The organism is Pseudorhodoplanes sp. (assembly GCF_050250235.1).
Taxonomy (GTDB): domain Bacteria; phylum Pseudomonadota; class Alphaproteobacteria; order Rhizobiales; family Xanthobacteraceae; genus Pseudorhodoplanes.
The window spans coordinates 1-20701 of the sequence record NZ_JBFWPA010000051.1; the positions used below are offsets into that span (position 1 = coordinate 1).

General features: G+C 62.6%; 18 protein-coding genes and 1 pseudogene. 4 read left to right on the top strand and 15 right to left on the bottom strand.

Annotated elements, in window-relative coordinates:
* The 6 genes from AB7F49_RS20940 to AB7F49_RS20965 all read right to left on the bottom strand — a co-directional run.
* A partial coding sequence (locus tag AB7F49_RS20940) for a TRAP transporter large permease subunit (RefSeq protein WP_428525887.1) occupies positions 1–259 on the bottom strand: 259 nt, incomplete at its 3' end.
* A gap of 27 nt (positions 260–286) precedes the next feature.
* Positions 287–1330 (bottom strand): TRAP transporter substrate-binding protein, encoded by a 1044-nt coding sequence (locus tag AB7F49_RS20945; protein ID WP_428525889.1) that lies wholly within the window; start codon positions 1328–1330, stop codon positions 287–289.
* Between the two features lie 38 nt (positions 1331–1368).
* Complete coding sequence (locus AB7F49_RS20950; RefSeq protein WP_428525891.1) at positions 1369–2532, bottom strand: acyl-CoA dehydrogenase family protein; 1164 nt, start codon at positions 2530–2532, stop codon at positions 1369–1371.
* A complete protein-coding gene (locus AB7F49_RS20955; protein ID WP_428525893.1) occupies positions 2532–3479 on the bottom strand; it encodes a 3-hydroxyacyl-CoA dehydrogenase family protein in 948 nt (315 codons plus the stop codon). Before AB7F49_RS20955 ends, AB7F49_RS20950 begins: the two co-directional genes overlap by 1 nt.
* Positions 3480–3483: 4 nt before the next feature.
* The gene (locus AB7F49_RS20960; RefSeq protein WP_428525894.1) at positions 3484–4263 is read right to left on the bottom strand and encodes an SDR family NAD(P)-dependent oxidoreductase; all 780 of its coding nucleotides are present in this window, start codon (positions 4261–4263) and stop codon (positions 3484–3486) included.
* On the bottom strand, positions 4260–5810 hold the full coding sequence (locus tag AB7F49_RS20965; RefSeq protein ID WP_428525896.1) for a cyclase family protein: 1551 nt from the start codon (positions 5808–5810) through the stop codon (positions 4260–4262). Before AB7F49_RS20965 ends, AB7F49_RS20960 begins: the two co-directional genes overlap by 4 nt.
* Positions 5811–5973: 163 nt before the next feature.
* Between AB7F49_RS20965 and AB7F49_RS20970 the strand changes: the two genes are divergently transcribed.
* Entirely contained in the window at positions 5974–6900 is a 927-nt protein-coding gene (locus tag AB7F49_RS20970; RefSeq protein WP_428525898.1) for a LysR family transcriptional regulator, read from the top strand.
* Positions 6901–7028: 128 nt separating this feature from the next.
* On the opposite strand, the gene AB7F49_RS20975 is transcribed toward AB7F49_RS20970, so the two are convergent.
* From AB7F49_RS20975 to AB7F49_RS20995, 5 genes and pseudogenes are all read right to left on the bottom strand, one after another.
* Complete coding sequence (locus tag AB7F49_RS20975; protein WP_428525900.1) at positions 7029–7820, bottom strand: hypothetical protein; 792 nt, start codon at positions 7818–7820, stop codon at positions 7029–7031.
* A 414-nt stretch (positions 7821–8234) separates the two neighbouring features.
* Positions 8235–8394, bottom strand: a pseudogene (locus AB7F49_RS20980) (IS1595 family transposase); the annotation flags it as partial.
* 60 nt (positions 8395–8454) lie between these two features.
* Entirely contained in the window at positions 8455–9429 is a 975-nt protein-coding gene (locus AB7F49_RS20985) for a dihydrodipicolinate synthase family protein (RefSeq protein WP_428525902.1), read from the bottom strand.
* Positions 9430–9523: 94 nt separating this feature from the next.
* Positions 9524–10690 (bottom strand): ABC transporter substrate-binding protein, encoded by a 1167-nt coding sequence (locus AB7F49_RS20990; protein ID WP_428525904.1) that lies wholly within the window; start codon positions 10688–10690, stop codon positions 9524–9526.
* A gap of 89 nt (positions 10691–10779) precedes the next feature.
* Positions 10780–11826: a hypothetical protein gene (locus AB7F49_RS20995; protein ID WP_428525906.1), complete on the bottom strand. Its 1047-nt coding sequence runs from the start codon at positions 11824–11826 to the stop codon at positions 10780–10782.
* A 292-nt stretch (positions 11827–12118) separates the two neighbouring features.
* Between AB7F49_RS20995 and AB7F49_RS21000 the strand changes: the two genes are divergently transcribed.
* Genes AB7F49_RS21000 through AB7F49_RS21010 form a run of 3 tightly spaced genes read left to right on the top strand, consistent with a single transcriptional unit; the run spans position 12119 to position 14169 of the window.
* Entirely contained in the window at positions 12119–12922 is an 804-nt protein-coding gene (locus AB7F49_RS21000; RefSeq protein WP_428525908.1) for a helix-turn-helix transcriptional regulator, read from the top strand.
* A gap of 3 nt (positions 12923–12925) precedes the next feature.
* Entirely contained in the window at positions 12926–13321 is a 396-nt protein-coding gene (locus AB7F49_RS21005; RefSeq protein ID WP_428525909.1) for a hypothetical protein, read from the top strand.
* Positions 13318–14169: an alpha/beta fold hydrolase gene (locus AB7F49_RS21010; protein ID WP_428525911.1), complete on the top strand. Its 852-nt coding sequence runs from the start codon at positions 13318–13320 to the stop codon at positions 14167–14169. Before AB7F49_RS21005 ends, AB7F49_RS21010 begins: the two co-directional genes overlap by 4 nt.
* Before the next feature lie 78 nt (positions 14170–14247).
* On the opposite strand, the gene AB7F49_RS21015 is transcribed toward AB7F49_RS21010, so the two are convergent.
* From AB7F49_RS21015 to AB7F49_RS21030, 4 genes are all read right to left on the bottom strand, one after another.
* Positions 14248–15213 carry an LLM class flavin-dependent oxidoreductase gene (locus tag AB7F49_RS21015; RefSeq protein WP_428525913.1) on the bottom strand — a complete coding sequence of 322 codons (966 nt, stop codon included), beginning with the start codon at positions 15211–15213 and terminating at the stop codon, positions 14248–14250.
* A 308-nt stretch (positions 15214–15521) separates the two neighbouring features.
* Positions 15522–16517, bottom strand: a complete 996-nt coding sequence (locus AB7F49_RS21020) for a cyclase family protein (protein ID WP_428525914.1) — start codon at positions 16515–16517, stop codon at positions 15522–15524.
* Between the two features lies 1 nt (position 16518).
* Positions 16519–18000, bottom strand: coding sequence for a 4Fe-4S dicluster domain-containing protein (locus tag AB7F49_RS21025; RefSeq protein WP_428525916.1), 1482 nt, complete (start codon positions 17998–18000; stop codon positions 16519–16521).
* On the bottom strand, positions 17997–20699 hold the full coding sequence (locus tag AB7F49_RS21030) for a molybdopterin-dependent oxidoreductase (RefSeq protein ID WP_428525918.1): 2703 nt from the start codon (positions 20697–20699) through the stop codon (positions 17997–17999). The genes AB7F49_RS21025 and AB7F49_RS21030 overlap by 4 nt, the downstream gene beginning before the upstream one ends.
* Between the last annotated feature and the right edge of the window lie 2 nt (positions 20700–20701).

Consider the following 20701-nt stretch of genomic DNA (forward strand, 5'->3'; position numbering starts at 1 on the left):
CGCGGTAGAGCGCCTCCGCGAGCCCTCCCTTTACCGCGACACTGCCCATCAGGATAAACAGCGGGAGCACCGACAGCGTATAGCTCGACAGCACCGTGATCGGCGCGTTGGCCAGCACGAATAACGCAGTATTGGAGCCATGAAGCACCCATAGCCCCAAGAACCCGGCAATGATCAGCGCCAGCCCGATTGGCGCGCGAAGCGCCGCGATGACCATCAATCCGATGACGCCCAGCAGGCCGATCGTCATCGGAGTCATCGCGACGTCTCCGTGCTCATGCAGGGGTCAGTTGCCGGCCGGCTTGCCGACGAGCGACATTTCCTTTTGCAGCGCGTCATAGAAGTCGCGCGCCTTCTTGCCCTTGGCCTCGAGGCCGGCAATGTATTCGTCCGTCACCGACTTCGCGACCGGCGCCACCTTGGCACGATCCGCCGGCGTGAAGGCGACGAAGGTATGTCCCTCGGCCTTGAGCTTGTCCGCGACCTGCTGTCCGAGTTTCTGCCAGCACATCGCGGCGCGTTCGCCAACGGCCGGGCCGGAGAATTTCGTGCGCACAGCGTCCTGGATGTCCTTTGGCAGCGCGGCAAGCCTGTCCTTGTTCATGCCGATGAACAGAAGGGCCGAACTGGCATTGGCCAGCAGATGGGTCTTCGTTACCTCGCCGATGCGGAACGCCTGCAGCGCCGTGAACTCGGCCAGGGCGCCGTCGACCACTCCCTTCTGCAGATTTTCGTAGACAGCAGGTGCCGGCATCGCAACCGGGGTGACGCCGAGGCCCTTCAAAAGATTTGTCGCGCCAATGCCCGTGGCACGCACCCGTTTGCCCTTGAGATCGTCGAGGCTCCTGGCGTCGCCGCGCATGTGAACATAAAGCGGTGGCGTCACCAGCACGGCCATCAGATGAATGTCCTTGAATTCATCCGCGAGATGTTTGGGCGCCAGCTTGTTTACTGCGACCGAAGCGGCGCGCGCGTCGTCGACCAGAAACGGCATTGTGACCACTTCGGTCAAAGCGAACTGGCCGGGGGTGTAGCTGAGCACCCCTTGCGATATGTCCATCACGCCTCGTGCGACCTGCTCATATTGCTTGAGCGGATGCGCAAAGGCGGTGCCGCCCATATAGGTTTCGAAGTCGATCCGGCCGCCGCTGGCAGCCTTCAGTTCGTTGAGCAGTGGCATGGTGAAGCAGGCAACGAACGGATCGTTCGGCGATTCCATGGTGCTGAACTTCAGCTTGGTCGCCTGCGCCTGTGCAGGAGCGGCCTGCGCCAGCAATCCGGCGCCGAGCAAGGCGGGTACGGCGTATTTCAAGACGATCCTGAGTGTCATGTACGTCTCCTTTCCCAATTGTTGTCTTGTCTGCCGAGTCAGGCCGATGCCGCACGTCCCTCCTGCAGCATGTGGCGCGCGATGACGAGTTGCTGGATTTGGGTCGTGCCTTCGTAAAGCCGGAACAGCCGCACGTCGCGGTAGAAGCGTTCGATGCCGTAATCTGCGATATAGCCGGCGCCGCCGAAAATCTGGACGACGCGATCGGCGACACGTCCGACCATCTCGCTTGCGAACATCTTGCAACAGGCAGCTTCCGCGGCGATCGGCGCGCCCTGATCGCGGCGCCGCGCCGTCTCGATCACCATGCTGCGCGCGGCCAATGCCTCGGCCCTGGAATCGGCAAGCATCGCCTGCACAAGCTGAAACTCGGCAATCGCACGGCCAAATTGCTTGCGCTCCAGCGCATAACGCACACCTTCCGCGATCAGCCGCTCGGCGATGCCGACGCAGACCGCGGCAACATGCAAGCGGCCGCGATCGATGACCTGCATCGCCGTCCTGAAGCCATGGCCGCGGATGCCGCCCAGGAGCGTCGAGACGTCCACCCTGCAGTTTTCGAACACGATGTCGCAGACATGCGCGCCCTGCTGCCCCATCTTGCGTTCAGGCTTGCCGCGCGTCAGGCCCGCACGAGGCGCCTCGACCAGAAAAGCGGAAATTCCGTCTGCGCCGGGCGTGCCCGGTTCGCTCCGCGCGAATACGGTGAACAGCCCGGCATGAGGTCCGTTGGTGATGAAGCGCTTGGTGCCGTTGAGAACGAAGCCGTCGCCGTCCTGCACGGCGCTGGTGCGAAGCGACGCCGCGTCAGAGCCGGCCTCCGGTTCGGTCAGCGCAAACGAGCCGATGATCTCGCCGGCGGCCAGACGCGGCAGGTGACGCCTCTTCTGCGCTTCGGTGCCCGCGAGCACCAGCGCCTGCGCGCCGATGCCGTTATTGGTGCCGACCACCGAGCGGATGGCGGGTGAGGTTTTCGACAGTTCGAATACCAGCAACACCTCTTCTTCCATCCCGAGGCCGAGGCCGCCGTAATCCTGCGGAATGGCGAAGCCGAACAATCCAAGTTCGCGCATCTGCGCGATCAGGCTCTCCGGAACCTCGTCGGTTTCCGCGATCTCGCGTTCGAGCGGGACGCATTCGTTCTCGACGAAGCGGCGAACGCCGTCGAGCAGCATCTCCAATGTGCCGGGATCGAGCGCCATCAGGCCTGCGCCTTCGCCTTGCGCGCGGCGCGCCGCTTGCGCGCTTCGCTCGCAAGATGCTCCTGGAAGCGCTTGCGAACCGCCGTCGCCTGCTCCGGCGTCCAGCGCCGGAAGCCCTCGCCGACGGCCATGCCGGTGGTCCCCGCCGACACTTTGGCTTCCAGCAGCGGATGCGGCCCCGGCGTCCGGTCAAGATCGGCGATCAGCACGCGGTGCGCGTCGAGCGTCAGGCTCAGGCCGACCATGTCGGATTGTTCGAGCGGGCCAAGCACGCCAAGCCGTGAACCGAAGCCCTCGGTCACGACCTTGTCCAGCGTCTCGGCGTCGCAGACGCCGTTGGCGACCAGCGCGATCGCCTCGCGCTTCAGCGCGTGCTGCAGGCGGTTGCCGATGAAACCAGGAATGTCGCGCTTCACATGCACCGGCGACATGCCGGCATCGGCCAGCAGTTTCATGGCGCGCTGGACGAATTTGATGTCGGTGGCATCGGACTGTATCACCTCGACCAGCGACACGAAATGCGGCGGGTTCCAGAAATGCGCGCCGAGGATGCGATTGCGTCGCGCGGCCTTCGCGGCCAGTTCGCGAATCGGGATCGCCGAGGTGTTGCTGGCGAGAATGACGTCCGGTCCCGTCAGCGCGTCGAGGGTCGCGAAAATCTCCTGCTTGATCGGCACGCGCTCCGGCCCGGCTTCGATCACGAATTGCGCTCCGGCAACCGCATTCTCGAGCCGCTCATGCAGCGAGATGTGATCGACCGGCGACGGATCGGCATCGAGCAGCCGAAAAATCTCGCGCACCCGCTCCGGCACTCGCGCAAGAGCGGCGGCATCGGGATCGTAGATCGCGACCGGATGACCGGCATCGGCGAACACCTGCGCAATGCCATGACCCATCAGGCCGGCCCCGACCACCGCAATCTTCTCTTTCTTCGCTAGCATGGTCATCGCATCACCCCGCCGTGTAGCCGCCGTCGACATAGATCACCTGCCCGGTGCAGAAATCCGAGGCCGGAGCCAGCAGATAGACGATGATGCCCATCAGGTCCTCGGGCTCGCCAAGCCTCCCAAGCGGGATCCGCGGCAGCGACTGCACGCGCGAGGCCGAGGCCTTCGGATCGTCGTCGAACATCCAGGCGGTGAGCTTGGACCGGAACACGGTCGGGCCGATCGCATTTACAGTGATCCTGTGCTGGCCCCATTCGGTGGCGAGCGCGCGCGTCAGCCCGTCGACCGCGCTCTTGGACGGGCAATAGGCCGAATAGCCGCGCGGCGTGCCAAGGCGGCCGCGCACCGAGGAAACGAGCACCACTTTGCCGCCCCGCCCCTGCGCGATCATCGGCTTGCCCGCGCTCTTGCACATCAGCCAGGAGCCGCGGACATTGGCGTCCATCACCTGCTCCCATTCCTCGGGCGCCATCTCGCCGATCATCTTCGGGATGTTGGTACCGGAGGCGACCAGAAGACCGTCAATCCGGCCATAGGTATCGAGCGCTTCGGCGGCGATCGCCTCCGAATCCGCGAGCGTATCCGGCCGGCGCGCGATCAGCCGGCATGCGCCGCCACGCTCCTTTATCTTCGCGCCGACGTCGTCGAGATCGTCCTTCGACCCCGCGGCCAGCGTGAGCTTCGCGCCGAGGCCTGCGAGCGTGATCGCCGCGGTGCGGCCGAGCGCGCCGGTCGCGCCGGTGATCACGATCGAGCGGCCGGACAGGTCGAATAGCGGGCTCATGCGGCCTCCTCGATCGCGACCACGCGCACCCCCGATCCGTCGCCCCCGGTCCAGCGCCACGGAAAGGCCGCGAAAGTGCAGCGCTTGCCGGTCACCGCATCGAGCGCGCCGCCGACATTCTCGATGCCGGGAATGCCGTTGCTCAGCATGATCTTGTGCGCCGGTTCCCAGAGCGGGAAATCGTCGAGGATGTCGCGGCCGGTCTGCGCGCGATATTCATCGTTGAGATGCGGCTGGTTCGGACCGGGACCATGTGGCGCGAGATAGGTGCCGAGCGGATGATCGAGGGCCTGGACGTCGATGCCGACCATTTTCACGCCGCGCGCCACCAGCCATTCGGCCGCTTCCTTGTAGAGACCGGGCGAATAGGCGTGATAATACGGGTTGTCGCCGTAGCTGCGATGCGAACCGGTGTTGATCATCACGATGTCGCCCGGCTCGATGCGGGGCCTCGCATTTTCGAGATCCTGCGCGGTGATGACCTCCCACTTCCCCTTCGGGATCGACACCGCAACACCGGTCCCGAAAAAGCGCCACAGCTCGAATTGCGCGATATCGGGTGTGTTCTCAAGCACATGGATGGGCGCATCCATGTGCGTACCGCGATGCATGACCGTGGTGACATGCTGCACCGCCATGCCGTCGCGCGCATGATAGTAAAGCCGCCGGAAGTCGTGGATCGGATTCTTGCCCGGCCAGAACGGCACGGCGTGGCCCCAGGGATGGGTGAGATCGTGCAGCGTTGGCGCTTTTGACTGGCCCGCGCCCTCATCGTCCGGCTGCACCATCGCAACCACGCGGACGATCGAGGCATCGCCGCCGACCCAGCGCCACGGAAAGGCGCAGATCAGCGCCTTGCGGCCCGCGAGTTCTGCGATGTCTCCGCCAAGCTCTTCGATGGTCGGGATGCCGGCTGCGAGCAGCATGCGGTGCGCCGGATTCCAGTCCGGAAAGGCGGCCTTCGGATTCTTGCCGGTCTCACGTTTGAAATTCTCGACCACGCGCTTGTCGATCGGGCCGTTGCGATGCAGCCCGAGCGAGGTGGCGAGCGGATGATCGATCGCCGGCAGATCGACGCCGACCAGCTTGACCTTGCGCTCGATCAGCCAGGCCGCGGCGGAGGGCGACAGGCCGGGTGCTTCCCCGAAATAGCCATAGCTGTCCGACCAGCGGCGATGCCAGCCGGTGTCGATCAGCAGGATTTCATCCGGCGGCAGATCGGGCGCGGCACGCTGCAGGTCCTCGGCCTCGATCAGCTCCCATTTTCCCTTCGGGATCGAGACCACGCGGCCAGGCCCGAAGAAGCGATCCAGCGCGATCTCGGCCACGCCCTTGGCCATCGGCACGAGATGGAGCGGCGCATTCACATGGGTCGACGCATGCATCACGGTGGCGAAGCGCTGGGTCAGCGTGCCGTGCCGCGCGTGATAGGCGCCCTGCTCGAACCGCACGCCCTCGTAGCCCGGCCACACCGGAATGCCGAAACCCCAGGGGTGGCTGAGGTCGTAGAATTCAAGCCCGGTCTGCGGCTCGCGAACGCCCGGCATTGTCTCTCCCCTGCGACGCGCTCATTCATCCGGCGCGTCCGCTTCGCTTCGAGCGTCATTTGGAGGACGCCGCCCTGCCGGGTCCAATGCCGGTCTGGCATTTCGTCATGCCTTGGATTTATGGCGCAGACCGCCTACCGTCCGGGCGACCGGGGAATGAGGAATGCAGATAGACTTCCGGCAGCTGCGCCAGTTTCTGGCGGTGGTCGAACTCAAGAGCTTCACCGCCGCCGCCGAGAAGCTCCACATGACGCAGCCGGCGCTGACGCGCAGCGTGCAGCAGATCGAGGAGCGCTTCGGCGTCAAGCTGATCGAGCGCGGTTCGAAGAGCTTCGAACTCACGCCCTTCGGGCACATGCTGGCGGAGCGCGCGCGACTGATCGAACAGGAATTCGCCCATATCGACTCGGAAATGGCCGCGCTGAAGAGCGGCGAGACCGGGACGCTGCGGATCGGCACCGGCGTCAGCGCCATCGGCTATCTGCCGAACGCGCTCGCGGCATTCCGCGAGCAGCGGCCAAATGTCTGCGTACGCGTCACGGTCGACAGCATGGATTCCAATGTCGCAGCATTGCTGCGGGGCGACCTCGACCTGATCTGCACGGCGATCGAATTTCCCCGCCATCCGACACTGAAGTCCGAACGACTGCTGGAGATCGCCAACATCGTCATCGCCTCGCAATCGCATCCGCTGGCCGATCGCGGCACGCTGACGCCAAAGGATCTGCACGACTATTCGTGGGCGACGTTCTCCAGCGACGAACTCGCACGCGGCCGGATCGGCGCCTATTTCGCCGCGAGCGAACTCGATCTGCCGCATATCGGCTTCGAGACCAACGATCTGGAAATCCTGTTCGCGATGCTGGCGCGCTCCGACTATCTCGCCAGCGTGCCAGCCCTCGTGCTCGATGAAGCGCGCGCGCGCGGACTGACCCGGTTGCGCATCAAGGGCTCGTTCTGGAGCATCGGACTAGGCTATGCGCATGTGCGCACCGCTCACCTGCCCTTGGCGCTGTCGAGCTTCATCACGACTTTGCGGGCCCACATACTGACGTTCAAGCCGGTCCACCCAAGCGTCCTGGATGCCTGAAGCGCGCTGATCCGCGTGCTCGCAGGAACTCGCAGATCGCGTCCCCGAAGGCAGGAAACTCGTGTCGACGAAGCGCGGCGTGTGTGGGTGCCAACCAATGAGGTTGGCCGTTTTCGAGCGACCATGACTTATCGCCCGGCGGGGCGTCGGATGATGGCTACGACTTCTCTGGTGACATTAGTCATCTCGTTGAGCAATGGAATTACCTCGCCGCTGTATTGGCCCTTGCTAACATCGAAAATTACATCAACGGGGATATCCAGTTTTCTTTCGAAGATAGTGAGTGTGGGGGGAATAATTTCACCAAGTTCCTCCCGTGTAAGAATATTGGCGTGCCATCTAAAACCGGCATTGGGCCCGTGTAAGCCAATGACACCTGGCCCCTGCATACGTGCAGGGAAGTCGGCGCAGTGTTTTCGGATCAAATCTACGGTCACTTTTGTCACGCTTACCGTTGGCAACAGCAGTTGATGTTTGTCAACGGCGTCAAGCTCATGAATGAGGTGGAGAAGCTTGTTCCCTCCATCTTCCAGATACGGGCGCAGACTGACCAGCCCACAGACGAAATCGAATCCTCCAAGCGCTGCATATCGCGTCTTCATGGCACGCTTAAATCCGCTCCGCTTTTCTCCGAATGGGAATTGGATTTTCCTTCTCTCGTTTTTTTCGGTAACGTGCGGGGAGATGATATCCCAGTACGCGTGGTCAATAGCCGTTCGCAGATTATGGATGACATCCCCACATATAAGGGCCGCCTCGTCTATGACAGCTACGTTAGCTTTGGCCCGAAGATAACGGTCTCGCGATATTACATTTGTCTTGACGACAACCTCGAAAGGCGGGCTTTTCTTGAAAAGTTCCGAAAGTTGACTGATATAGTTTGAGGCGCGATCAATCTTCAAGGCGGCGCTATCAGTCATGGAAAAAACTGCCCCAACGAAAGTTCTGGATTCAAACGCGTTCTGGGCAATCTTTTAACAGCGCCCCCAAAGCCTCATGCCGACATGAAGGGAAGGCTAAAGCAAGAAAGGCTAAGAGTCCCGCAAAACGCGGCGTGCGCGCCAAGCCAAAGCCGCTTAGCGAATTGCCTTTTGATGCCGCCTAAAGCAAGGGCTAGTCGTGCCCGCGTTGGCGCTCAATTAGAGGGTTTCGCGGCCAACCTCTGCCGTGGCGGTTTCGACCTGAAATGCGCGGCCTCGCCAGTCTCTGGATTGACCAGCATGACCACGCCAGACTTGCGCACGTGGCCTTTGCGGTATTGCTTTGCGTAGTACCAAAATTAGCTTCGGCAGCTTTCACTTGATGCCCAGCGCGCCCATGCCAGCGGGCGACATGTCGGTCATCGGCTCACGGACACGGTGACCCAGAAACCACGCAGACTTGTACGCAATACCGAGAATGCGGTGCAGCTGATGCGCCGACATACCCCTTCTTGCTGACGGTCAGAAAATGAATAGCCAGCAGCCACTTATGGCCCGGGATATGCGAGCGCTCCCTAAGTAAGGTACTTAAGTGCGCTCGCCTGACTTGCGGCACGCACCATCGCCTCTGGCGTCATTCCGCGGCCATCGTCATCTTGTGCAGGCCGATTGCCCCGTCGCGCTCGATGCCTGCGGCGCGCATCGCTTGCGCAATCGTTGCGATTTCGGTCGCGCCAAGCTTGACCAGCGGCGGACGCACCACTGCCTTGTCGAGCCGTCCGATCGCCACCAGCGCCACCTTCATGCGGTTATGCATGTCGGCGAATGGGTCGGAATAGAACGCTTCGCTGGTGCGCCAGACCCGTTCGGCCAGCGCCTTGGCGAGCACGAAATCGTCGGCCTGCACGGCTTCGAACAAGGCGACCTGCAGGTCGGCGATTACGGAACCCGCGCCTGAAAGGAGCCCGTTCGCGCCCATCGCCAGCGACGACATCAGCCAGGCGGAATTGGTGCTCAGCAGATTTACCGGCCGCGGCAAGCTCTGCAGCACGCGAATGTTGCGCTCGTGACGCTGCGCGGGCGACCAGTCCTTGACCGCCTTGATCGCGGGGATGGTCTCGGAGAGTTTCACCAGCGTGTCGAGATCGTAGGCGAGCTCGTTGGCATACTGAAAGACAATCAGGGGCAGATCGGTCGCGGCCGCGATCGTGTTGAAATGCGCGAAGGCCATTTCCGGCCGCTTCTGCACGCCACCCATTCCGAGACTGTTCGGGGGAAAGCAGAGAAGTGCCGAGGCGCCGCCGCGCTCATGCATCTTCGCATGCTTCGCCGCTTCGTGACTGCCGTCGGCATAGACGCCGCCGATCAACGGCAGCCGGTCGCCGATCTCCGAGCCGGCAATGTCGAGCAGCCGCTGCTGCTCCTCGAAGCTGCAGGCATGCACCTCGGAGGCGTGGCCGTTGATGGTGATGGCGCTGATGCCGCGCGTCGCCGCCACGAACGACAGATGCCGCCGCGTCTCCTGCTCGTTGATCGAGAAATCCTCATCGAAAGCGAGCAGCGTCGCGGGGATGACGCCGTGGGGCGTGAAGTCCTTGAAGCGCGGCATGACTGGCTCCTTGTTGCCTCAGCTTATCAATTCCGGCGCCTCAAAAACAGCGGGGACGGCGCAAGCGCCGCCCCCGCATTGCGCATGGCCGGTGTTACTTGATGTCGTAGGTGATCCAGTCCGAGATCGTGTCCATCCGGTCCTTGCCCGCGTCCCAGGCGTAGAAGCGATAATGCTGCTTGGTGCGGAAATGGTTGTCGGGCGTCCATTCCAGCGGACCCCCGCGCAGGCCCTTGGTGTCGACCTTGAGGTTCTTCATCGCCGCAGTGATCGCCTTGGGATCGGGTTTGCCCGCCGCCCTGAGCGCCGCTTCGATGACCATGCCGGCGACCCAGCCCTCGCCCATCTGGTTGACCGGATACTGCGACTTGGCGGTCTCAAGCTCCTTGGCGATCTCCTGATGAATCGGCAGGTTCTCGCTGAACAGCGCGTTGGCGCCGATCAGCACCAGACCCGGATCCTTCAGGCGCGCCATCTCGTTCTCCGCCTCGATATGAGCCCAGGTCATGAAGCGGCCCTTCCATCCGAGCCGCCGCATCGCCTCGAATGACTTGACCTGCACGATCCACGGTGCCCAGGAGAAGCCCCAGTCCGGCTGACCCTCCAGAAGCTTGGTCGCGAACGGCGTGTAATCGGGCGTCGCCGGCGGGATCACCTGCTGGCCGACCGAGGTCATGCCAAGCTCCTTGGCACGCGCCTCGGCGATGTCGATGCCGGTGCGCGAAACCGGGATCGCCATCGCGGCGAAGGCGATCTTGAACTTGTTGCCGTATTTCTCGTTGATGAAATTGATCATCGCGCGGTTGTCGTGCGACACGCCGAAGGAGGTGGTGCAGAACACGGTTTCCTTCGGCGTCGGCGGATAGGATTCCTGCGGACAGACCGAACCGGCAAAGACCAGCGGCACGCCGGCGCGCTCCGATTCCGTGATCATCGGCGCGATGGTGGCTGAAGGACCTGCCCCGACCAGCACCTGCACGTTGTCCTGCGTCAGGAAGCGGCGGACGTTGGTCGCCGCGCGGGAGGGCGAGCCCTGATCGTCAAGCGCGATGAATTTCACCTTGTGGCCGTTGATGCCGCCAAGGCGGTTCACGCGGTCGAAGTAGATCCGCATCGCATCGACGGTCGGCGCATAGGTGGAGGCGGTCGGGCCGGTCATGGCGCCGCTCATGCCGACCACGAAGTCCTGTGCTGCCGCAAAGCCGCCCGACAGAGCGACAAAGGCCGCGGCGAGCCCGATCTTCATTCTTGTCATTGTCATCGCAATCCTCCCTGGTCCTTGTTCATTCGGCCGGTCGCGGTTTCGGACTGCGCCGGCCATGTTTCGTTTTCCGCTTGTCTTCAGTCCGGTCAGTCCGCCTTTCCGGTCAGTTCCCGCCGTACGATGCGGGCGCCCTCCACGAGCGAATTCAGCTTCTCCCGCGCGCGGTAGCGGATCACGCGTCGCATACCACAATCCGGGCTGAGATAGAGCCGTTCGGCCGGAAAGTGTTTCAGCAAGGCCCGGATGCGCTCCGCCACGTCTTCCGGGGTCTCGATATAGTGATTTCGCACATCGACCACGCCCGCGACCAGATCGCGGTCCGACAGCCAGTCCTTCAACCGCTCGATTTCCGACATTTCCCGATTGGCGAATTCGAGCACAAACTGATCCGCCTTGGCATCGAGCATTTCAGGAAAGAACGGCGCATAGGTTCGCTTTGCATATGCGATCTTCTTGTGCGTGCCGAAGCAGACATGCATCGCGAATTTCACCCCGCTCACGCCCGCGATGCATTCATTGAACATGCCCGTGAGATCGCCCGGCGTGTGATGGTCGGCGCCATAGCCGGGAATGATCGGCTCGTCGATCTGGATGAATTTTGCACCGGCTGCGGCGAGCCGGCGGATTTCATCCTTCAGCGCCGGAACGAAGGCCCAGGCCAGCTCGGTGCGATCCTTGTAATGCTCGACCGGCTTGTACCAGGCGGTTATTGCGAATGCGCCGGGGACCGCCACCTTGGTCGGCTTCCGGGTATGGTCCCGCAGATATTCGAATTCCTCGACAATCCCGATTCCGTTTGCGACCGTTACGGGCCCGACGGTCTCGTAGACCGGCTCCTGGTCGATGCCGGATTCGCCCACCTTGCGCGGCGCGCCGACATTCTTCAGCCCGGAAATCTTGTGAGCGAAGCCCTGGACGAAGCCGCGTCGGCGCATCTCGCCGTCGGAGATGATGTCGATCCCCGCCTCTTCCTGATCCTGGATGGCACGATCGACCGCGTCGTTGAACGTTTCCGCGGTGTCGATCGGACCGTACAGCCCTCGCTGCATCCAGTCGTCCGCCGCATAGATCCAGGATGGCAGGGCGTAGCTTCCAACGACGGTCGTGGGCAAAAGGGGTAGCGCTGCGGGCAAGATCGTCCTCCATTGTTTTTTTTGGGAGCCGGCCTGATTTTACTGGAGCCGGCAAGGCGGCGCGACAATTAGCGGCTGTTCGCGCGGCAATCGCATTGCCGCGGGCTTGGGAAATTTACCTGTCACTCGGATTTTTTGAACTGCGCCCATCTGTCTTTGTGTGCGCTGCAAAAAACCGCTGTTTGCTGACCATTTCGCCGCCATGCGTGCTACCGTGACCGAAAGAAGTAACAGGAGAACGCGCAAATTTTTCGGCAGAGTTTGCGCGACGTCCGGAATGGATTCCGGGAGGATGATGAACCGCAACCGCATCTATCACGGCCTGTTCGGTCGCGTTGTGCTGCTCGAAATGTGCCATCCATTGGTGGCGCACGCGCACCCGCAGCCGCACATCATTGTCAAGATCGGCGGCAGCGATGGCGCGATGGGGGTTTGCGGTCGCAACCTGCCGCTCACGTCCGAGACGGTGGTGCTGATCAATGCCTGGGAACCACACAGCTATGTCGGCTCGCAGGACGGACCGGCATTTCTGCTTGCCTTCTTCCTCGATCCCGCCTGGCTGACCGACCTGCGCTCACCCCGCCGCGAACTGCGCTTCGAGCAGCATTGCGTGCCGCGCACGACCGAACTGAAGCGGCTGGTCAATCGCTTCGTCGGTCACATGCTGCACGATTTCGCCGTCGAACAGCCGATACTGGAACAACTGGTCGGCGAGATGACGATGCGGGCGACGAACCTCAGCGAACACCAGAATGCTGTCCGTACCGCCGACTTCCGTATCCGGCGCACCATTCAGTATATCCGCGAGCATCCGGGCGATCATTTGAATACCGCCGAGCTGGCCGCGATATCGGGCCTTTCGGTCCCCCATTTCTTCGAAAGGTTCAAGGAAAGCACCGGGCTCACGCCGCACGGCTATGTGAAGGTCGTGAAAATGGAGCAGGCTTTCAATGCACTTACATCCGGTCAATTCCGGATCGGCCAGGTTTCCGACAATCTCGGATTCAAGGTGCAGAGTCACTTCACCCGCTTCTTTCGCGAGCATACCGGGATCACGCCGAATCGCTATCGGCAGGTGACCCAGGTTCTGGACTAGGCAATGGACGATTTTCCCGGCGCGGACTGGATTGCGCGCTACCGCGCGCGCGTGAATGCCGATCCGGAGATGGAAGCAATCGGCCGCTGGCTCACGCTCAACTTTGCGGTGACCTTCGGAGACGCGCGTCACGTCCTGCGACTCGAAGGCGGCAAGATCGTCGATATGGTCGAGGGAAAGCAGTTCGACCTGCGCACACCGTTCGGGCTGCGGGCACCGGTGGAGGTCTGGCGCAAGTTCCTCAGTCCGGACCCGCCGCCGCTCTACCATGATTTCTTCGCCATGCTGATGCGTGTTCCCGACTTCACGCTGGAGGGCGACAGCCTGATCGTCATGCAGAATGCGCGCGCGCTCCACCGCATGATGAATATCATGCGCGACACAGGACTTCCGGCATGACCGAGTTCGAGCCGATTGCCGGCAAGTATTTTTCGTTCGACCTCAATGGGGAGCGCTATCGCATCTATGTCGAGCAGGCCGGGCGCGGCATCCCGCTGCTCTGCCTGCACACCGCTGGTGCCGACAGCCGGCAATTCCGGCATTTGCTCACCGATCCGGAGGTGACCGAGCGTTTCCATGTGTTTGCCTTCGACCTGCCCTGGCACGGGCGCTCGAATCCGCCGGAAGGCTGGTGGCTCAGGCGCTATCGCCTGACGACGGAGTCCTATGTCGCGATCGTCCATGGAGTCTGGCGCGCGCTCGGACTTGCGCGGCCGGTGCTGCTCGGCTGCTCGATGGGCGGCGCCATCGTGCTCAGGCTTGCCGCCGAATATCCGGACGAACTGACGGGCGTCATCGGCCTTGAAGCCTCGGCGCACAGCCCGGGCCGCTACAGCGAGTTCCTCCACCATCCCGCAATCAACGGCGGTGAACTCTGCGCGAGTTATACCTATGGGCTGAACTCACCCTACAGTCCGGAGCCGAGCCGGCGCGAGAACTGGTGGATCTACAGCCAGTCCGGCCCCGGCGTCTATCAGGGCGACATCCATTTCTACAGCAACGACTGGGACGGCCGCGACGACCTCGCTCGCATCGATACCGCGCGCTGCAAGGTGGCGCTGCTCACTGGCGAATACGATTATTCCTGCACTCCGGCGATGACCGAAGCGGTGGCGCATGCCGTTCCCGGAGCGCATTTCCAGGTGATGAAGCGGATCGGCCATTTCCCGATGATGGAAAATTATCCAGGTTTCCGTCCCTATCTGCTCGATGCGCTCAGGCATGTGACACAGGCCGTTGTGCGATAGCACAACAAGCCTGCACGCTGGGCTTTCGCCAAGGCCGGACTTCGTCAGGTGCGTCACGACCGCTTGCGTTGCCGCACCTCACGCCACCCTTGGCATGACCGCTTCCTTGAACAGGCCGACGCTTCGATGAAGCTGCGACAGGTTTTCGAGATCGATGAGGAACCCGCACATCATCAGGCCCACGCCAGCATCCGAAAACGCGCCCATCACGCGCGCGACCGTGTCCGGGCTGCCGCAGATCATGTCATCGGCGTTGCGGGCGATCGCCCCGCTGGGGTTCTTGATGAAGTAGGCCTCGGCCTCCGACCTGGCCTGTTCGTCGGTGTCCGCGACGTGAACCGCTTTCCCCACCCCCGTCCATTGCCTGGCCAGCGCGATCGTCTCCGGGTCATGGCCGGAAGCCTCGAGTGCGATATGATAGGCGGCCATCTGCTCACGCGCGGTGGCGAGGTCCTTGATCGCCGTGAATAGCGGCCATCCGCGCGCCGCGGCATCCGCAATCGCAGCGGGGTTCAACAGAGTCGCGCGCGCCAGGATGGGGCGTGGTTTGCGGTACGACGACGGGTTCACAGCGACGTCGAGTCTTCCTCGATCCGTGCCGACCGCGAATTCGAGCGGTCCGCCGGAACCGTCATAATCCCAGACATCGAGGGCCGTGCGGATGCCCTGCTCGTACAGTGCGTTGCGCTGGGTGAGGTCGCGCCCGAAGGCCACCAGGTCGGTATCCTTGAATCCCGAGCCGAAAACGACGACCAGCCGTCCGGCGTTCAGCTGGTCGATCAGATTGCACGACTCCACGAGCCGCACCGGATGGTGTATCGCCGGATTCACGGTGGCGAGAACAAGCGTGGCCTGCTGCAGCCGGGGTGCGAGCGCGGAAGCGAACAGAAGCGAATTCTGATAGCCCTGGTTCTCGTGGAGGTGGTGCTCCGTCAGGGAGATCGCAGTGAATCCGCTGGCATCTGCATCAAGGGCCAGGTCGGTCAGGCAGTTGATGAGCGGAAGTTCGTCGCGTTTGTCTTGAATGCGGGTACTGAGATGCATGCAGAATTTCATATTGGTTCTTTACTTCCATTGTTCTTGTCGAACTGAGACCGGCGGGCGAGTGCTACCACACGAGACGGCGCTGTCCGCACGTTTTCCGTCGGTCCTGGAAGACGAAAAAGGCAATCAACCGCTGGCTGCGCCGTGCGAGCACCGCGCCTTGCCTGGAATCGCCGACATGGCGATCTTGCCGCTGGTCGCAAGAGACGCGGTTCGAATGGCCCTATATCGCACCCGGCAAGCCGCAGCAGAATGCCTTCGTCGAGAGCTGAATGCGCCTGGCGACGAACCGCTCAACGAGACGCCGGTCACGCCGCCGGAACGCCGATGGCAATGGGTCGCACCAGCGAGCCACATCCGCCGCGTACCCGCAACGGCAAGATGATTGTCGCGGAAACCCAGACCTGGTCGCGCGCAATCTCGTCGAGCTTGGCGTTCTGTATCTGGTGAATTCCTGCTTCCACAAGGCAATGATGGTGGACTGCGAACGGAAATCCTTTCGGATAACCTGATGCCGGCCCTGCTGCTCCCTTGAGCTGCCCCGAGTTGACGGCGTCGGTAAAGGGATTGTCCAGAGCCACGAGAACCACGGCGCGCTCCGCGATCCATTGTGCAGCGTCATATCCGAGGCCCGGCCCCTCCGTGTAATAGAAGGGTTGCTGCTCGGGATCCGTCCAGTTCTTACCCCATCCCGTATGGATATAAACGACATCGCCGGGGAGGATTCCCCGGTCGGCAAGGTCTTGCCGCATCAGCATGGCCTCGATGTCGGCTGCCGTGATCACCGTCCCCGCGGGCAAGGCTCGGCCGTTGCCCAAGAGCGCGCACGCATCGAGGAGCACAGCGGTCGTGACAATCGGGGGAACGTTGTGAATGCCAAGGCGTGACAGCATCGCGTCCGGGGCGGGCTTGACCTCGTCCTGGCGAAAGCCGCCATAGTAACGCACGTCGCTAACGGGAAAGTCGCCAGTCCCATCCCAGGGTCTGTCCACGACGCCGAAATGGCCGAGCGCGTCCATATGCGTGCCTTGCGCGCCCTGATCCCCGGTCATCGTCTCCATGTTGGAGGCATGGACCGCATTGCGCATGCCGCGAGTCGGTCGCGGCTGCAGGGTGAGCGGCGTCGAAAATGGCGAGCTCGGCATCGTATTGCTGATCTCGTGCGAGAGCTCATAGCACTTCGCCCCGGGTGCACTCAGAAATTCGGCGCACCTCATCCAGGTACCCGGCCCAAGCGTATTTGCCATGCCGCGTTCATCGCCTTTCGGCCACGGCGGGACAGGAACTGACAGCTTTCCGGACATGTCACGCAGCCTTCTTCGTTACGGGATTCCATCCGGGCCGGACGATATTGAGCGCCTGACCGAGCGCGAAGCCTTGCTGATAGGCCGCGCGCGTGACCAGGACGAACTTCAATGCATAGCCGCTCGCCACGACCGCAATCGCGGCAGCTTCCGGCAAGCTGGCGGCAATGAGCGCCAGCGGTGCAAGAATGCCCCCGCCGATCATCCACGGATTGAACCTGCGCAGGACCTCGAGGCTCCGCGCCGGCGCACCGGATTTGCGAACGGCGCGAAGGTAGACGAACCACGACGCCGCCCTCATTAGGACAAGCGCCGACAGGAAGCTGGTCATCGGATGAAACAAAGACAAGATCGCCACGCCTTCCGAGACGCCGGCAAGAATGACCAGATGAATGACGTGCGGCGTGCGCCAGACCGGGACACCCTTCGACTCTTTCAGGATCATCGCCTGCGCCAGCAGAAACGCGCCGGCAGAGACTGCAGCAACGATCGAGAGAAAGGCGGCACCGGTCGTCAGCGCGAGGATGGCGCAGGGAAAAAGCACCATGGCGATCCAGGCTTCACGCGACATCCAGGAACGCCATGGCTGGCGCAGCACATAGATGAAACGCAATGGACGTCCGATCTTGAGCAACAGAATCCCGAGGCCAAGCGCCATCATCCCGAGCGCGAGCCATGCCGCAGCGGAAATCGAATCATACAAGGAAAAAACCAACAGCGATGCGCCGCTGCCACCGAGAATGAAATTCAGGGACGCCTTCCAGTCCCAGTGCTTCTGATGCGGAGGGTCGATGGCCTCGCCTCGCACGGGAACCATGCCGGCATCCGGCGAGGACCCGTGCCTGTGGTCAAACAGGTAGTGGAAATTCGGATCGGTGCCGAGTTCCGCATGCATCCGGAAACTTCCATTCTCCCTCAGCAGCCTCGATACGTTGCTGTCCGGGTCGTCCACGTCGCCAAAGTGCAGGGCGTCGGCGATACAAGAGTTGACACAGGCCGGCGTCGCCTGCGCGTCGACCCCGGGCACAAGGTCATTGGCCTTGCCGAAATCGATCCGGTCGCTGCAGAACGTACATTTCTGGGAGACACCGACCCGGCGCTCGTCGCGCCGTGCCTGCTCATGGTCCATGGCTGTACCGTAAGCGAAGTCGATCCTGTCGATCTTGAAACGGGCCTGGTAAGGGCAGGCAACATCGCAATAGGCGCAGCCGATGCAGAGATCGTAGTCGATGGCGACGATACCGTCCGGGCGTTTGCGGGTCGCCGTCGTCGGGCAGACATGCATGCAGGGCGGATCGTCGCAATGCTGGCATCCGACCGGCACGAATGTCCTGCGCACATTGGGATAGCTGCCCGTTTCGATATCCAGCACGCGCCGCCATTGCACCGCAGGCGACGTGGCGTTCACATGACGGCAGGCTGCGGTACATGTCTGACACCCGACGCATCGTTCGAGATCGGCGACCATCGCGTATCGGGTCACGACGCGAGCCTTCGCACATTGACTTTCGTGGCGTCGATTGTCGATCCGCCGCCGTCCAGCAGGTCTGCATTCATCGGCACGAGGCTGTTCAGGCTCGGAACCGCAAAGTCGCGGGCGTAGGGCGTCTTCCAATGGCCGAACTGTCCCATCATCACGACGACATCAGGCCGAATGCCTTCACGCAGGATCGCCCGGCCGGTGACCGATCCGACGGGCGACGACACTTCGATCTTGTCGCCCTCCCGGATACCCAGCGCCGCAGCGCGGCCGCTGTTGATCTGGATGCCGCTGTGTCCGGCAACATTGCCGGCAACCTCGTTCATCAACTGAATGTCGGCATTGCCGCCCCAGGCGAATTGCATGCTGCGCGAGGTCAAGACCCAGAACGGATAGTCGGAAGCCCTGACCCCATAGTTGCGCTCAAGCGCCTCGTCCCACAGCCGGTTCAAATCCTTGAAATGGGGGAGCGGCTCGTATTCGGAGAGCTGACGATCCCACCAGTTGATACCTTGCTCGTGCAATCTATTGCCGAGCTGGCGGCCGATGCGCGCTACGCGCTCCTGGTATGGCAGTTCAAACCTGAGATTTTGTGACACCATTGCGGGATAGAGATACCAATTGAGCCTTGAAAACGGTCGGCTGCGCAATCCGTGCTCGCGAAAATAGTCGAGGCCGTCGCAAGCAGTGCCTCCAGTCACCTCGAAGCTCGCCGCCCGGCACATCGCATCCCAGATCGCGTCGCTGCCATGTTCGCGTTCCGGATCCAAAGAAAAATCATAGGCCTCTGTTTTCAGAGGCAGCCCGCAAGCGCCGGCGTTGATCGCTTGGTTGAACGCGGGCAAAATTCCGAGGCGCCTGGCGAGTTCGGTTGCGATCCAGTCGAAGCAGCGCGTTTCACCGCGCGGTTCAACAACTGGCTGACGCAATACCCAGCCCTCGGACTCCCAGAATTGCTCGAAGGATTCGGTGCCGCCCACGCGGATGAGCTGAAGGCTTTCGAGGTCGGTGCAATCCGGAAGGAGCAGATCGGCGAAATGACTGGTCTCGTCGAGCGTGTATGCGAACGAAACCTGGAACGGAAACGATGCGATCGTGTCCGCCAGCCGCCCGGTTTCCGCGTTCGAGATCAGCGGATTGCAGCGGTAGAGCAGCCAGACATCCGGCGGATCCGGACGCGACCAGGTTTCGGCCGCGCGCCCCTGCATGCGAAGCCATGCCAGCGTGGTGCTTCCAAGCGACTGCGCGATCGCGCCGGAGCCGGTCATTGGCGTCAGGGTGGAATGGCCGTGCCTGACCTCGGACGCGGAAACCCAATGCTCCCGATCGGTCGGAAGAAACGGGAACGACATGAAACCGTCCTCGCCCGGTTCGCAGGAGGCCACGCGATTGGCATCCTGTGCCACAATCCGCGAGGTCGATCCGAGCAAGCCGCCTGGCACTTCGAGCCCGCCGACCAGGATCTGGAGCATGGTGCGCGCCCAGACGCATTCATAGGCGCCCCAGCCGTTGTTGACCGCCTTGCCGAGCATGACGGCCACCGGTCGCAAAGGCAGCGTCTGCCCATCGATCTCGGTCGTGGCGCCGATCCGCGCTTCGGCCAGAAATTGCTGAGCGATCCGCCTGATGGTCGCGGCCGGCACGTCGCAGATGTCCGACGCCCATTCCGGCGAAAACGCCCTGACGTGCCCGACCAGCACCTGGTGGGCCGGTCGGACGATCGCCTCGCGATGCGTCCAGCTTTCCGCGTCCGCGCCCCGTTCAAATCCGGAGGCTGGGAATGCCCCATCGAGAGCTGGCTCCGCCGCGGGCCAGTCGTATGGGACGGCGGCGCCGGAGCGGGTGTCCCAGACCAGCGGCTTGCCATTGGTCTGATCCCGCACGAAGAATCCGTTCGGCCCGACAAGATAGGGCGCAGCCGTGCGGCCTTTCAGAAACCCGATGTCGAGGGCCTCAAGCTTCGTTTCGCACAACAACACGTGCAGCATCGCAAAGAGGAAGGCGGAGTCGGTCTTGGGACGGATCGGAATCCATTCGCTCGCGGTCGCGCCGGTCACCGTCAGATGCGGCTCGATCTGGATGCGCCGCATCCCGCGCCCGCGTGCGTCGGCATGACGGCGAACGCTGGTGACACCGCCGGATGCGTTGATGTTGTTGCCGAACGAAACGATGAAGTTGCACAGCGGCGTGTCCGGCGAGACCGCGAACGCGCGATGCCACAATTCACCGTACAGATGCTCGCTGTGATAGCACGACACCGTACCGCCGGCGCCAAGGCTCTGATCGACCGGCCCGCCCCAGGCGCGCAACAAAGCCGGAAACGATTGCATGTAGCGAAGCGGCGTTCCGGCCCCGCCGATCGTGAAGGCAAGCCGCGGATGTCCGTGCCGGTCACGATAATCGTCCCGCAACGGACGAAGCTTTGCTGCAAGGAGATCAAGTGCATCCTGCCAGCTGACTTCTACCCAGCCCGGATCCTCGTTCCGCCCTTTCCTGGGATTGGTCCGCTTCATCGGCTTGAGAATGCGGTTCGGATTGTAGAGCTTCTGCAGCAGCCCGTACGGCTTGACGCACACCTTGCCGTCGGCGGGATGCATTCCGCGCACCGAAAAATTCGGTTCGATCTGGGTTGCAACGCCGTCACTCACGGATACGGTCAGCAGGTCGGGGCCGTTGACGCACTGATAGCAGTATGTCGGCACCT